This is a genomic window from Dactylosporangium sp. McL0621, assembly GCF_049995355.1.
GTDB lineage: Bacteria > Actinomycetota > Actinomycetes > Mycobacteriales > Micromonosporaceae > Dactylosporangium.
Map to the genome: position 1 here is coordinate 2,498,474 of NZ_CP188259.1, position 14,376 is coordinate 2,512,849.

The 14,376-nt window shown below is 72.1% G+C and carries 9 protein-coding genes and 1 pseudogene; 3 read left to right on the plus strand and 7 right to left on the minus strand.

Features of this window, described 5'->3' with window-relative positions; translation table 11 throughout:
- Positions 1 to 297: 297 nt before the first annotated feature.
- Genes ACPPVO_RS11570 through ACPPVO_RS11595 form a run of 6 tightly spaced genes read right to left on the minus strand, consistent with a single transcriptional unit; the run spans position 298 to position 5,611 of the window.
- Entirely contained in the window at positions 298 to 1,890 is a 1,593-nt protein-coding gene (locus tag ACPPVO_RS11570; RefSeq protein ID WP_426511202.1) for a hypothetical protein, read from the minus strand.
- Positions 1,891 to 1,905: 15 nt separating this feature from the next.
- Positions 1,906 to 3,078 (minus strand): non-hydrolyzing UDP-N-acetylglucosamine 2-epimerase, encoded by a 1,173-nt coding sequence (wecB, locus tag ACPPVO_RS11575; protein WP_426511203.1) that lies wholly within the window; start codon positions 3,076 to 3,078, stop codon positions 1,906 to 1,908.
- Positions 3,079 to 3,137: 59 nt separating this feature from the next.
- Positions 3,138 to 3,572, minus strand: a complete 435-nt coding sequence (locus ACPPVO_RS11580; protein ID WP_426511205.1) for a hypothetical protein — start codon at positions 3,570 to 3,572, stop codon at positions 3,138 to 3,140.
- A gap of 15 nt (positions 3,573 to 3,587) precedes the next feature.
- Complete coding sequence (locus ACPPVO_RS11585; protein WP_426511206.1) at positions 3,588 to 4,445, minus strand: glycosyltransferase; 858 nt, start codon at positions 4,443 to 4,445, stop codon at positions 3,588 to 3,590.
- A gap of 3 nt (positions 4,446 to 4,448) precedes the next feature.
- Positions 4,449 to 4,796 carry a hypothetical protein gene (locus ACPPVO_RS11590; RefSeq protein ID WP_426511207.1) on the minus strand — a complete coding sequence of 116 codons (348 nt, stop codon included), beginning with the start codon at positions 4,794 to 4,796 and terminating at the stop codon, positions 4,449 to 4,451.
- Positions 4,793 to 5,611, minus strand: a complete 819-nt coding sequence (locus ACPPVO_RS11595; protein WP_426511208.1) for a serine/threonine-protein kinase — start codon at positions 5,609 to 5,611, stop codon at positions 4,793 to 4,795. Before ACPPVO_RS11595 ends, ACPPVO_RS11590 begins: the two co-directional genes overlap by 4 nt.
- Positions 5,612 to 5,780: 169 nt before the next feature.
- Here ACPPVO_RS11595 and ACPPVO_RS11600 point away from each other — a divergent pair, with 169 nt between their 5' ends.
- Positions 5,781 to 6,776, plus strand: a complete 996-nt coding sequence (locus ACPPVO_RS11600) for a LacI family DNA-binding transcriptional regulator (protein ID WP_426511209.1) — start codon at positions 5,781 to 5,783, stop codon at positions 6,774 to 6,776.
- Between the two features lies 1 nt (position 6,777).
- Positions 6,778 to 8,145, plus strand: coding sequence for a serine/threonine-protein kinase (locus ACPPVO_RS11605; protein WP_426511210.1), 1,368 nt, complete (start codon positions 6,778 to 6,780; stop codon positions 8,143 to 8,145).
- Between the two features lie 1,083 nt (positions 8,146 to 9,228).
- On the opposite strand, the gene ACPPVO_RS11610 is transcribed toward ACPPVO_RS11605, so the two are convergent.
- Positions 9,229 to 13,536 carry an AAA family ATPase gene (locus ACPPVO_RS11610; protein WP_426511211.1) on the minus strand — a complete coding sequence of 1,436 codons (4,308 nt, stop codon included), beginning with the start codon at positions 13,534 to 13,536 and terminating at the stop codon, positions 9,229 to 9,231.
- 63 nt (positions 13,537 to 13,599) lie between these two features.
- On the opposite strand from ACPPVO_RS11610, the pseudogene ACPPVO_RS11615 reads away from it, so the two are divergent.
- Positions 13,600 to 14,370, plus strand: a pseudogene (locus tag ACPPVO_RS11615) (PP2C family protein-serine/threonine phosphatase); the annotation flags it as partial.
- Between the last annotated feature and the right edge of the window lie 6 nt (positions 14,371 to 14,376).

Sequence of the window (14,376 nt, forward strand, 5' to 3'; positions counted from 1 at the left end):
CCTGCGCTCAGCGGGGCTTCTCCGTCAGCTTCTCCGCGCGCAGTCCTGGCCGCCGCTCTCGCCGCACCACCCTCCGCGGGTTTCCTCGCCCCTTTCCCACGGCCACGGCCTTCTCTCGTGCACACCCCCGACCAGCGGATTCACGGGGTTATCCACAGGCGAAAAGTTTGTCTTCCCCTCCGACCGCGGCGGGAGCAGGCTGGACGACATGAAGGACAGGCAATCCCCACCCCGGCTCCTCGGCCACCGCTCAGACGACAACGCCATCGACCGCGGCCCACCGATCTGTCTCTCCCACTAGCCGCCGGGCGGCGCCGGCCAAGCCGCGTCGTCCTCGCGGCCGGCCGCTTCCCATAACGCGCGGAACCCGCACCGCGCCGGAACGCGTTGCCGCGCCGCGATGGCCGTGCCGCGCCGCTCCGGGCGGGGCCGGGCCGACCCGCAGCGCGCGGTCGGCCCGGTCCGCCCCGCGAGCTGGTGCCGCTCCGCCCCGCGCGCGCGTTTCGCCCCAGCGCTCGTTTCGCCGCGGCACGTGTTTCGGCTCGCGCTCGTTTCGCCGCGGCGTGTGTTTGGCTCGCGCTCTTTCGCCCGGCGCTCGTTTCGGCCTGGCGCTCGTATTGCCCCGCGCTCGTTCGGGTCCGTGCGTTCGTTTCGGGCCCGGCGCTCGTTTTGCCCTGCGCTCGTTTCGGCCTGCGGGTTCGTTTCGGCCTGTGCTCGTTTCGGCCTGCGGGTTCGTTTCGGCCTGCGCCCTCGGCGGTGAGCACCTCGGCGATCCCGGGCGGTCAGCCCCTCCGTGGTGGTCGGGGTCGGTCCGCGGCGGCCGGCGATGTCGGGCAATCCCGCCCGTCCGCGGCGGCTGGAGGTGGCCTGTGGTGGTCGGCCTGTCCATCGGCGGGCGCCGGTCCGCCCGTCCGCGGCCGTCGGGGTCGGGTGGGGTCGGGTCGCCGGCAAGAGGCGGCGCGACCAGATGGATCGCGCCGGGGCGGGAGGGCGACGGCGAACCGCTGCGCGCGCGCCGAGGGGGAGCGCGCACCGCGAAGGCCGGACCCGGCGCGGGGTCCGGCCTCGTGGAGCCGCTGTGCCGAAGGGAGCACTGTCGACGGGTGACCTGGTGGCGACACGAACCCGGCCTGCCCGACGAAGGGCGCGGCGCCGGGCGGCGGTCTGCGGGGCGAGCACGTCGTAGAACAGGTCCGAGAACGCGAGGTACCGGTCGTTCGACGTGATGTAGGAGAACGGGATCTCGCCGATGTAGGTGAGGTTGCCCGACTTGATGCCCCACGGGAACTTCGTGCCGTCGGCGCGCACGGCGTCGGCCACGCTGACCGCCTTGCTGCTGTCGTAGACGGCGTAGTCCATGATGCCGGCGAGGTTGCGCGTGTCGCGGGTGAGGGCGGTGCCCTTGTAGTCGACCTCGGCGACGTTGGAGACGTCGAAGCCCTTCCAGGTGTACCCGTACTTCGTCGCGAAGTCCGCCGAGCGCGCGGTCAGCTGCCAGATGTTGTCGTACAGCCACACGACCGGCTTGGTCGTGGTGAGCACGTCGTCGAGGAAGGCGGTCGGGATCGGCTCGTCGTACGTGGAGCCGACGTACACGACCGCGCTGTACTTCGACAGCTCGCCCGCGGTGTAGGTGCCGACCGGGTGGGCGGTCCAGGCGCCGAAGTGCGAGACGAGGTTCGTGGCCATCATCCCGTAGTCCTCGCCGAGCCAGGCGTACTGGCCGGTGTAGTCGTAGAGGACGAGCGTCTTCGTCGAGGCGCTGGAGCCGGTGGCCCCGGCGCCGGAGACCGTCTTCGCCGTGGTCGCGGCGAGGGCCGGGGCCGCCGGGGCGGCGAGGCCGAGCACCGCGGCCAGCACGAGGCCGAGCAGAGCGGACAGCTTACGCATGAAGCGGTACACCAATCAGACGAGCGAGGCGGACGTGGGCATCGGGGAGGGCAGGGGCGCGAGGCCGAGCATGGCGGCGACCGCCTGCTCGGTGCGCTGCGACGCGAGACCGTCGCCGTACGGGTTGCCGCTGGCCGTCATCGACTGGCGCAGCAGCGGGTCGTCGAGCAGCTTCGCGGCCTCGGCGACGATCAGGTCCTCGTCGGTGCCGACCAGCTTGGCGCAGCCCGCCTGCAGGGACTCCACGCGCTCGGTCACCTCACGCAGTACCAATGCCGGAACCCGGAAGGAAGGCGCCTCCTCCTGGATGCCGCCGGAGTCGGTCAGGGCCAGGTAGGCGCGGGAGAGCAGCCGGGCCAGGGCGGGGTAGGGCAGCGGGTCGGTGATCGTCACCCGCGGCACGCCCGCGAGGCCGGCCTCGACCTGGGCCCGCACGGCCGGGTTGGCGTGGGCCGGCAGCACGACCCGGATGTCCGGGTAGGCCGCGACCAGGCGCCGCACCGCGCTGAGGATGCGGTCCAGCGGCTCGCCCCAGGACTCCCGGCGGTGCGCGGTGACCAGCACCAGGCGCGCCTCGCCGTGCTCGGCGGCGTCGACCGCGGCGGCGACGGCGGCGTTGTCGAACGGCAGCTCCTTCGCCGCGATCTCCAGCGCCGCGTCCACGACGGTGTTGCCGGTGATGAGCACGTTGGCCGGGGCCACGCTCTCGTCGAGCAGGTTCGTCGCGGCCAGGGCGGTCGGGGCGAGGTGCAGCGCGGCGAGCTGGCCGACGAGCTTGCGGTTGGCCTCCTCCGGGAACGGCGAGTCCAGGTCGCCCGAGCGCAGGCCGGCCTCGAGGTGCACGACCGGGATGCGGCGCCAGAACGCGGCCATCGCGCCGGCGAGCGTGGTCGTGGTGTCGCCCTGCACGATCACGGCGGCCGGCTTGCGGGTCTCCAGCAGCGCGTCGAGCTGCTTGATCATCTCGGTGAGGAGCTCGGGCTGGCTGCCGGTCACGCGCTGCAGCGGCAGCGTCACGTCGGCCTCGACGTCGAAGGCGGCCAGGGCCTGCGTGACCATCGTCGGGTGCTGGCCGCTGGCGACCAGGACGGGGCGGAGACGGCCGGCGGCGCGCATGGCGGCCGCGACCGGGGCGAGCTTGATGGCCTCGGGACGGGTACCGGCGATCAGGAAGACTTCAGGAAGCATGTGTGCGTCACCTTGCGAGGGAGGAAGTGCCGCATCCGTGCGGGGATATCCATGGGGGTTCAGGCGGCTACCGGCTCTTCGGCGAGCCGCTCGGTCTTGGCCCAGGCGTTGCGCCGCGCCACCTGCCGGCCGATCGCCCGCCAGGTCGCGACCAGGCCGAGCAGCAGGAAGAACGGGTAGGCGATGGCGGCCCGCAGCAGCGTCGCCGCCTTCTCGTCGCGCAGCTGGATGCGGTGCACGGTGGCCCAGACCAGGCCCGGCGCCGTCATTCCGATGGCCCAGAAGAGTGCGACCGCGCCCATCTGGCCCCACGAGTGGATCATGAAGGTGTCGCCGTGCCCGGGGACGAGGCGCCACATGGCGTACCCCCAGAGCCCGAACACCGCCGCCGTGCCGAACGCGTTCATCCACGGCGCGAGCAGGTAGCACAGCATCTCCAGCAGCGCGTGGTTGCGGATGCGCCGCGAGGCGATCAGCCGCGGGACGTACGCCACGCACTGCAGGTTGCCCTACGCCCAGCGGGTGCGCTGCCGGACCAGCCGCTTGACGTCGACCAGGCCCTGCTGCTTGACGTGGGCCATCGAGGTGTACCGGATGCGCTCGCCGTTGAGGTGCATGCGCAGCCCGAGCTCGAGGTCCTCGACCAGGCAGTGCGACCAGGGCGCGTTGCCCAGCCGGATCAGCGACGACAGCCGGGCGAACTGCCCGTTGCCGCCGAGCCCGACCGTGCCCGCGGTGTCGCGCAGCAGCTGGCTGGCGTTGGCGATCGCGGCGAACTCGAGGTCCTGCACGGCGCCGAGCACCTTGTTGCGGTTGTGGATGCGCACCCGGACCTGCACCGCGCCGACGTCGGGGTCGCGCATGAGCCGCGAGACCTCGGACAGCAGGTTGGTGCTGCCGCGCCCGTCGCCGTCGATGACGCCGACCGCGACCCGGTCGGGGTCCTCGCCGCCGGCGAGCGTGAGCTCCCGGATCGTACGGAACGCCGCGTTGAGGGCCTCGCCCTTGCCCTTGCGGGCGTTGGGGAAGTCGCGGCGCAGGACGGTCAGGCCCGGGTGGTCGATGGCGGCCAGCACGTCCGGGGTGTCGTCCGATCCGTCATCGACCACCAGGACCCTGGTGCGCGTGCCGTCCGGGCCGCTCAGCGCCAGGGCGGCGCCGACGGTCCGGCCGACCACCCGCTCCTCGTTGAGAGCGGGCACGACGATCCAGAAGGTCAGCGGCTCGTTGCCGTTCGGCGCGATGGCGTCGCGTCGGCGGCGCCGACCGGCGGTGGCCGAGTCGCTGGCGGAGAACGCCACCAGCGCCAGGTTGTACGCCGGCCAGAGCGTCAGCAGCGCGAAGCCGACCAACAGGATCGCCGTCATAGGTCAGGCGGCGCTGCGGTTGAAGCGGGACGCCCGGACCATCAGAAAGCCGGTGACGACGAGCGCGACCCCGGCAATGACGATGGCGAAGACCGGGCTTCCGGTGACGGGCAGCGATCCGGCGGTGGCTGCGCCTGTCACGACCACGCCGGTGACCTTCGAACCTGACATGACAGCTTCCCCGGCTATCCGGTGGTGGTGCTCGTCGGCTCCCTGCCGGCAACCGTCGTGCACCTTGTCCGAGAAGCTTGGCTTGCCGCCGCGTCGATTACAACCGGTGACGAGGGTGGGGGCGCTAACTCCAACCGAGCGCCTGACAGGGGCCTTACGCAGGTAAAACCCGGTGATCACACACCGTGACGAGATGCTGTTCCGTAGCTCTCAGTGAAGTCCCGGGGCTGCCGCCAGTCGGGGGCGAACTCGGCCCACAGCGACAGGGCGACGGCGGCGCTCTCGGGCCGCTCGGTTGGGCGCTTGGCCATGCACTGGCGGCACAGCTCGGCCACCGAGCGTGGCAGCCCGGGGGTGAGGACCACCGGCGTCGGCGCGGCCTGCAGGAGCCTGGCCCCGGGCGCGTGGGGCGAGCGGCCGGTCAGCATGTGGTACAGCAGGACGCCCAGCGCGTACACGTCCCACGCCGGAGCGTGTTCGACCCGCGACGCCGACGGGTGCGCGAACGGTACCGCCAGCCCGAAGTCGATGATTTTGACGCCCGCCGTGGTCAGCATGACATTGTCGGCCGTCAAATCGCGGTGCGCGATGCCGCGGCGGTGCGCGACGGCGAGCAGCTCGGCGACCGAGGCCGCGATCTCCACCGCCTCCTGCCAGGGCACCGGGCCCTCGCCGAGGCGGGTCGCCAGCGGTACCCCGTTCAGCAGCTCCATCGCGACGGCCGGCACGGACACGCCCTCGGCCTCGATCTCGCCGAACGCGAAGACCTTCGGCACCGTGGGGTGGCGCATCCGCTGCATCAGGTGCGGCTCGCGGCGTGCGGCGTGACAGGCCCGGGTGTTGTTCGCGAACGCCGGGGCGAGTACCTTCACCGCCGCCGGTCTGATCCGCTCGAGGTCGACGGCCTCGTAGACCAGCGACATCCCGCCCCGGGCGATCGGACGGACCAGCAGGTAGCGGTCGAGCACCCTGCGGCCAACCTCGATCCCGGACACAATCGACGACTATTCCCTATCCGGTCGCACCAGCGGTAGCCCCAGCGAACTTCGACACAACACAATTTAGGGTGATGGCAGCGACCGTGAGCGTGATCGAAACCAATAGTTGACATCGCGGTAACTCTGGCTGACGCTGACCGCAGGAATCGCTCCCACAGGAGACTTGATGCCTGAGCACACCGACGAACCTGTACCACCCACTGTCACCGAGGTCGCCGCCGCCGCGGGGGTCTCCGCCGCCACCGTCTCCCGTGTCCTCACGGGCCGGGTGCGGGTCAGCACCTCCGCCCGGGTGTCGGTGCACGATGCCATCGCCCGGCTGGGGTACGTCCGCCACCGCGCCCCGCGCCGGACCGACCACCAGGCCGCGGGCCTGCCCGTGGCCGCCGTCGTGTTCGAGCCGACCGCCCGGCTCTTCCGCGACGGCTTCGTCGCGCGGCTGCTGGCCGGGGCCGAGGAGGAGCTGGCGACCCGCGGGGTGCCGCTGATCACCATGTCCGCCACGCGCGGCACGGTGGCCGGCTCCACCCAGTTCCTGACCGCGGGCGGGGTCGGCGGCGTGCTGCTCGTCGGCGCGCCGGCGCAGCACCCCCTCGCCGTGTCGCTGGCCGCGTCCCGGGTGCCGCTGCGCGCCGCGGGCCGGCCGGAGCTGGCCGTGCCCTTCGCCGACGTCGACAACCGCGACGGCGCGCGCCAGGCCGTGGAGCATCTGCTCCTGCGCGGCCGTAGGACGATCGCCACGATCGCCGGCCCGCCGGACTCGCCCGCCGCGGCCGACCGCCTCGAGGGGTACCGTCGCGCCATGATCACCGCCGGCCGTCAACCGCTGATCGCATACGGTGACTACAGCACCCCGTCCGGTGGCCACGCCGCGGCCTGGCTGCTCGACCGCACCCCGCGCCTGGACGGGCTCTTCGTCGCCTCCGACGCGATGGCCGCCGGCGCGCTGCAGGCCCTGCGCAAGTCCGGCCGGCGGGTGCCCGAGGACGTGGCCGTGGTCGGCTTCGACGACTCCCCGGTCGCGAGTTTCACGACGCCCGCCCTGACCACGGTCCGCCAGCCCGTCGAGGAGCTCGGCGCGGTCGTCGCCGCCCTGCTGCTCGACCCGGACGAGGTCACGCCGATCCTGCCTACCGAACTCGTTGTGCGGGCATCCACGTAGGATGCGCGGTGCTCAGCTGCGGGAGGGCGATATCCTCGCCCGCCGCTACATCCTCAAACAGCCCGTCGGTGCGGGCGGCATGTCGGTCGTCTGGCGAGCCTGGGACTCGGCCCTGGAGCGCACGGTCGCGGTCAAGGTCCTCGATGGACCCATCGCGTCCGACGGCGGCCAGCGCGACCGCATCCGCCGCGAGGCCCGGGCCGCGGCCCGCATCGAGCACCCGAACGCGATCGGCGTGTACGACTACGGCGAGACGGTCACCCCGCGCGGTCGCATCGCCGCATACGTGGTGATGCAGCTGCTCGACGGCATCTCCGTCGCCGCCCGCCTGGAGAAGGGCCCCATGCCGTGGCCCGAGGCGGTCGCGGTCGCCGCCACCGTCGCCGACGTCCTGCACGCCGCCCACCGCCGCGGCGTCGTGCACCGCGACGTGACCCCCGAGAACGTCATGCTCACCACCGACGGCGTGCGCCTGCTCGACTTCGGCATCGCCGCCGACATCGGCCAGCGCGAGGAGGCGATGACGTTCGGCACCCCGCCCTACGTCGCGCCCGAACGCCTGACCGGCGCCCCGACCAGCGGCGCCACCGACGTGTACGCCCTCGGTGTCCTGCTCTACGAGATGCTCACCGGCGCCCCGCCCTACCCGGCCACGACGTGGGAGGAGCTGGAGCGCGCCCTGGCCGCCGAGCGCCGCCCGGCCCTCAACGTGCCCGGCCTGCCGGCCGCGGCCGCCGCGGTGTGCCTGCGCTGCCTGTCCACCGACCCCCTGCGCCGCCCGACGGCCGCGGAAATGGCCAGCATCCTGGGCGCGAAGTCCGCGGCGTCCACAATGCTCACCCGCCGCCGAGCGTTGCTGTCCGTGCCGGTCATCGTGACAGCGGCAGCGGTACTCACTGTGCTCATCCTGCAACAGGACGACCCCGGCCCGAGGCCCGGCGACAACGCGGCCCCCGGACCATCGGTCAGCATCCTCGTCTCGGTGGTACCGGGCCCCCCGAACCAGCAGGCCACCCCCACCCCGACCACCCAGCCGCGCCGCTCGGGCACGGCCACCCAGACCGGCCCGGCCAGCCCGCCCGCCTCGCCCCCGGCCCCGCCGTCCCCCCTGACGCGCCAGGCCGCGGGCAAAGCCGTCCTGGACATCGTGGACCGCCGCTCCCAGACGAACGAAATCCGCCCGGACGTAGCCCTGGACATCCGCAACCAGGTGAACAACCTCCTGTCAGACGGCGCGGACGCGGCACACCGCATCGAGGTACTGCGCAGACAACTGACAGACCGAACCCGCGACCAATCCATAAGCGACGCCGCGTACGAGGAGCTGGACGCAGCAGTAATCCAGTTCGGCCGAACTTTCTCAACCTGACGCTCTATTTTCACGATCACGCATTTGCGCCTTCGTAGCGCGCCGCCGCCGCGGCACACGAATGGGCGAGTCGCTGTTTCCTGTCACCGGTCCGTTGTAACAATGACCGATCGATACCGGCTCTCGTAGACTTCGGCGACAGGCAGAATGCACCGGTCGACGCGGTCGGCGACTGATTGTTCCGAATCGTTGACGCCGCGGCGGTCCCAGCGCGATCGTGGTGCCGGCGCGCGGCGGTGTCGCGTGTGGGCCCGCCCCGATCGGCGCCTTCCCCACTCGGCCGCGCCGCGGGCTCCCAGTCGTTACCGGCGCTGGCCTGCTCCACGGGTAGCCCATCGAGCGGTCCGGCACATTCGGCCTGCTCAACCGGCGGTCCGGGACGTTCGGCCTGCTCAACCGGCGGTCCGGGACGTTCGGCCTGCTCAACCGGCGGTCCGGGACGTTCGGCCTGCTCAACCGGCGGTCCGGGACGTTCGGCCTGGCCGGAGAGCGGCCCAGCGCACTCAACCTGCTCAACCTGAACCGGCCCGGCTAGCTCAAGGGCAGCTGCCGCCCGCCGCTCATAGCCCGCCTTCGCCTCCGCCGCCCGCCGAGCGAAGCTCGCATACCCCGCCGCCTCACTGCCATATTCCCGCCGAAGCTTCTCCGCATACCGCCGCTTCAACCCCCAGTAACGACGCTCCGCATGCTCCCGCCGAAACGCATCTTGAGAAGGCGACCAATTCCGCGCCCGAGTCCGATCCCGCATAGAAGCCACTTGCGCCCGACTAAACAACGATATCTGCCCCGCCACCCATCAATTATCCCAACCCACCCAGAAACCCGCGGCCCCACTTCATATAGCGCACAAATCCGGGACCACCGAATGACGACCCGCACGAACCCGCCGGCAAACCACGGCCAAGAGGAATAACCGCACGCAACAACGAGCAGGGACCACGCTTACACGTTGCGGGAGCGCAAGCTCCCGCCACCATCGGCCGAGCGTCGTTGGGCAGCCCCAAAGTCCAAGTAACCCTGCGCTCGTGGCCCCACCGTAGCCAGAAACAACCAGGCCTATCGGATTTTCCGGAAACGCCCGAATCACCGCTCAGGAGCAAGCCGATGCCGCACAGCCCACAGCGCCGCCTCAGTCCGCGAGGTAGCCCCCGTCTTGCGCAGAAGGTTCGACACATGAACCGCGACAGTCCGGATCGAAATCCCCAGCGAACTCGCGACCTGCTGATTCGTCATCCCCGCGGCAAGACACCCGAGCACCTCCAACTCCCGCGCCGTCAGGTCACCACCCGCGCGCAGACTGTGCAACAGCGTCTCGGCCTCGGCCAGCCGCCACCCGGGCCAGTGCGCGAGCAGAGCCACCGCACGCTCCGCATGCCGACGGGCCTCGCCCGCCCGCCCGAGCCGCAACAAAGCATGAGCAGCCGCCGTGTGTACCGCCGCATCCTCAGCCCGCCCATCCCCGTCCCCGCGCCCAAGCGCCGCCCCGCCGGCCTCGACCCCGCCGCCGACCTCATCGTCCGGCCCGACACCGTCAGCAACGGCCGCGACCGCCGCCCGCCGCGCCGATCGCCGCACACCGGAGCCGGCCGCCCCGCGCCCGCGCGAGTCCCCGGAGATGAGCCCGATGATCCCCGTACCGCCGGCACCGAACCCACCGGGCCCGAGCCCGCCGGCATCGCCCCCCGCCGCCGGCACACGGTCGCGAACCCCCACATCACTCAGCGTGTCGCCGCCCAGCGCAACGGGCAGGAGTTCGAGCGCGTCGGCATCGCGTCCGGCGGCCACGGCGAGCAGGAACCGCAGCCGCACGGGTCGATCGGGCACATGCTCCTCGACGACCGTCGCCGGTACCCCGCCGTGCAGCGCCCACCGCGCCGCCTCCGCGAGCCGGGCCGGCCCGCACCGCCCGACGCAGTCACGCAGAGCTTCTGCCGGATCAACGGGGTGTACTCCCCGCGCCGCCACCGCCACCCGTAGCACCCGCACAAGGCCCGAGTCGCGCCCCTCAGCGTCTGCCCGTGCGAGCATCCGCACCGCAAGACTGTCGTCGCCACGCTCCAAAGCGAGCAGACCCGCGCGCGCAGTGAACCGCACTCGCTCAACCGGATCGCCTTCGATCGGCAGCCGCGACCAGACCAGCGCCTCGGCCCGCGCCAGATCCCCGGTGCGCATCGCGTGCGCAACGCCGAGCGTGGTGGTGCGCCCGGCGCAGAACTCCAGCCCGTACCGCCCGATCGTCCCCATAGCCTCGTCGAACAGCCGCCAGCCCATGACCTCGCCCAGCCGCGGCAGGCTGACGGCCACCAGGTTGTGCACCGCACGTCCGATCGTGACGGGATCGTGCTCGCGCCCGGCAAGCTGTCGCGCCGCGCGCAGGAGCGCAACCCCCCGCTCAAAGTCCCCGGTCAGCGCCAGCGCCGTGCCGAGCGTGACCGACGCGGACGCGATCCCGACCCCGGCCCGCTCGGCGGCCCCAACCGCAGCCTCGGCGAGCGGCAGCGCGGAGGCAGCGTCCTCGGTACGAAGCGCACTCTCAGCCTCGGCCGCCCGCTGCCGCGCCAGCGAAGCCGCCGACCCTCCAACGGCCGCGGCCCGATCGAGCGACCGCCGATGCCCGCCGGGGTCCCCGAGACACCACCGAACGGCCGCGAGCTGCCGATGCGCATCAGCCGTCCCGTCACGGTCATCCGTCTGCTGTACCTCGTGCAGCCAGTCCCCGGCATAGTTGGCAGCAACCTCAAAGCGAGCACTGACAAACGCCGCCGCAGCTCCAACCCCGGCGAGCGCAACCCAAACCTCGTCACGGTCGAGCACCGCAGACTGCCCACCGCGCGCACTGGCCGACAGACCTGACTGCGCGTCCTGCGCACTCGAGCGCGCGCCCGACGGTGCATTGTGTGCGGTGCTCTGCGCGTCTGCCTGTCCGTTGTGCGCTGTGAGCTGAGCGTCCTGCGCACTTGAGCGCGCGCCCGGCTGCGCATTGCGCGCGGTGCTCTGTGCGTCTGACTGTCCGTTGTGTGCAGTGAGCTGAGCGTCCTGCGCACTTGAGTGCCCGCCCGGCTGCGCTTTGTGCGCGGCGCGCGATGCGTCGTGCGCGGTGCTCTGTGCGTCTGACTGTCCGTCGTGCGCGGTGTTCCGCGCGTCTGACTGTCCGTTGTGTGCAGTGAGCTGAGCGTCCTGCGCACTTGAGTGCCCGCCCGGCTGCGCTTTGTGCGCGGCGCGCGATGCGTCGTGCGCGGTGCTCTGCACGTCTGACTGTGCGTCGTGCGCGGTGCTCTGTGCGTCTGACTGTCCGTCGTGCGCGGTGTTCCGCGCGTCTGACTGTCTGTCGTGTGCAGTGAGCTGAGCGTCCTGCGCACTTGAGTGCCCGCCCGGCTGCGCTTTGTGCGCGGCGCGCGATGCGTCGTGCGCGGTGCTCTGCACGTCTGACTGTGCGTCGTGCGCGGTGCTCTGTGCGTCTGACTGTCCGTCGTGCGCGGTGTTCCGCGCGTCTGACTGTCTGTCGTGTGCAGTGAGCTGAGCGTCCTGCGCACTTGAGTGCCCGCCCGGCTGCGCTTTGTGCGCGGCGCGCGATGCGTCGTGCGCGGTGCTCTGCACGCCTGACTGTGCGTCGTGCGCGGTGCTCTGTGCGTCTGACTGTCCGTCGTGCGCGGTGTTCCGCGCGTCTGACTGTCTGTCGTGTGCAGTGAGCTGAGCGTCCTGCGCACTTGAGTGCCCGCCCAACTGCGCTTTGTGCGCGTCGTGCGCGGTGCTCTGCACGCCTGACTGTGCGTCGTGCGCGGTGCTCTGCACGCCTGACTGCGCGTCGTGCGCGGTGCTCTGCACGTCTGACTGCGCGTCGTGCGCGGTGCTCTGCACGCCTGACTGCGCGTCGTGCGCGGTGCTCTGCACGCCTGACTGTCCGTAGTGCGCGGTGCTCTGTGCGTCTGACTGTCCGTCGTGCGTGGTGTTCCGCGCGTCTGACTGTCTGTCGTGTGCAGTGAGCTGAGCGTCCTGCGCGCTTGAGCGCCCGCTGTGCGCAACTGGCTGTGTGTCCGGCTGCGCATCATGTGTGTTCGATTGCGGAAGCGACGGTTGCTCGAGGCCCACGGGAGATCGGCGGTCGGGTGGTTCAGGCCCGGGCCCGCCGCCGGGGCCATCATCGGAAGTGCGGACGGGCAGGCTCAAACCCAGCGCGACCAGCTCCAGCGCCGCCTCCGGCAGGCCCGTGGCCAGGCTGGCCGCCGCGCCGCGGGCGGCGGCGGTGCGGGCTTCCGCGGTACGACCCAAGGCGGCCGCATGCCGGGCCAGCGCGGCGTTGTCGCCCAGCTCGACGGCCAGTCCGCGCGCGAGTGAGTGCACGCGTGTGCGTTCGCGCGGCATCACGCCGGCGGCTAGCGCTTCGCGCAGGAGTGGGTGGCGGAATCTGAGCGATCCGGTCGGCGCCAGGTCCGGGGCGATCAGCAGGAGGCCGAGGTCGAGCAGCCGGCGCAGCGCGGGCTCGACGTCGCCGCCGCAGACGTGGAAGAGCACGTCGCTCTCCACCGGGTCGCCGAGCAGTGCCGCCGCCCGGGCCACCCGCCCGACCAGCTCCGGTTCGCTCGACAGCGGCTCCACGAGCAGGCCGACGACGTGCGGGGGGAGCGGGGCGGCGGGCAGGTCGCCGGCGGTGTCGTACGCCGCCAGCAGCTCCGCCAGCCAGAACGGGTTCCCGCCGGTCCGCCGCCGCGCGCCGCGGACGGCCTCGGGGGCGGGGGCGCTGCCGTACGTGGCCTCGATCAGCTCGGCGGTCTCGCGCGCGGTGAACGGTGCGACATGAACGCGCAGCACGGACGGCGAACCGCCGAGCCGGCGCAGTGTGCGCGCGGCCGCGGGGGCGAACGCGGCCTCCTGCGGCGGGCGGCTCGTCACGAGCATGAGCGCGGGCAGCGTCTCCGCCGCGGCCGCGAGCTCGGCGACGAGCGCCAGGCTGGCCGGGTCGAGGTCGTGCAGGTCCTCGACGACGACGATGCTGAGTTCTGAGTGATTGGTGGCGGTACCGCTCAATAACGCACGTACAACGTCGACCGCCGCGCGCAGTGTCGTCGCCGGGGCGAGTCGCGGCTCGGCCGCGTCCAGGGGGCGCTGCGCGAGCCGGTTGAGCAGCGACTCCTCGACGGGCAGGGTCGCCGCCGGGCGGCCGTTGAGCACCGAGGCCAGCCAGTCGTACGGGGCCGCGCCCTGGGGCCGCGCCGAGCCCCGCAGCACCGCCGTGCCGTCGAGGTCGAGGCGGCGCAGCACCTCCGCGACCAGCCGGCTCTTGCCGCTGCCGCCCTCGCCGGTGATGAGCACGATCCCGGGCCGCCGCGCCGCCCACGCCGCCTCGATCTCGGCGAGCTGGGCCGCTCGTCCGATGAAGGGGGCGGTCGGCATGCGGTCACGATACGCACAAGTGCGTAGAGACGCCCGCCGTATCGATACGGCACGCTGTCAGGCATGGCAGAGGGTGTCGCAGAGGGTGTGGTCGACGAGGGTCATCAGCCGCTCGCCCTGCATTGGGCCGCGCGCACCGACACCGGCCTGGTACGCAACCAGAACCAGGACTCGGTGTTCGCGGGCGACCGGCTGCTCGCCGTCGCTGACGGCATGGGCGGCATGGCGGCGGGTGACGTGGCCAGCCGGCTCGCGATCGAGGCGATGGGCCCGCTCGACGAGGAGTTCGCCGGCAACGACCTGCTCACCGCGCTGCGCACCGCGGTGTCGGACGCCAACCGGCGCATCCGCGACGAGGTCGAGGAGGACCCGTCGAAGCTGGGCATGGGCACGACGCTCACCGCGATCCTGTTCTCCGGCGACCGGATCGGCCTGGTCCACATTGGAGACTCCCGGGCGTACCTGCTGCGCGGCGACGAATTCGCCCAGATCACAAAAGACGACACATACGTGCAGTTACTCGTGGACGAAGGGCGCATCACGCTCGACGAGGCCGCGACCCATCCGCAGCGCTCCCTGGTCAGCCGGGTCCTGCAAGGACAACCGACCGATCCTGTGTACTCCGTCACCGCCGCCCGCGCCGGCGACCGCTACCTGCTGTGCAGCGACGGCCTGTCCGGCGTGCTGCGCGCGGAGACGATCGAGGAGGCGATGCGCGAGTACACGGACGTCGACGAGTGCGTCGAGCGCCTCGTCGACCTGGCCCTGCGTGCCGGCGGCCCGGACAACATCACGGCCGTGATCGCGGACATCGTGGGCGACGACGTACCCGAGCGCCGC

What these genes read in the sequence shown, in the direction of transcription:
- ACPPVO_RS11600 (WP_426511209.1), top strand. Translation starts at nt 5,781, where the DNA reads ATGCCTGAGCACACCGACGAACCTGTACCACCCACTGTCACCGAGGTC.
- wecB (WP_426511203.1), bottom strand. Translation starts at nt 3,078, where the DNA reads ATGCTTCCTGAAGTCTTCCTGATCGCCGGTACCCGTCCCGAGGCCATC.
- ACPPVO_RS11605 (WP_426511210.1), top strand. Translation starts at nt 6,778, where the DNA reads ATGCGCGGTGCTCAGCTGCGGGAGGGCGATATCCTCGCCCGCCGCTAC.
- ACPPVO_RS11585 (WP_426511206.1), bottom strand. Translation starts at nt 4,445, where the DNA reads ATGACGGCGATCCTGTTGGTCGGCTTCGCGCTGCTGACGCTCTGGCCG.
- ACPPVO_RS11570 (WP_426511202.1), bottom strand. Translation starts at nt 1,890, where the DNA reads ATGCGTAAGCTGTCCGCTCTGCTCGGCCTCGTGCTGGCCGCGGTGCTC.
- ACPPVO_RS11610 (WP_426511211.1), bottom strand. Translation starts at nt 13,536, where the DNA reads ATGCCGACCGCCCCCTTCATCGGACGAGCGGCCCAGCTCGCCGAGATC.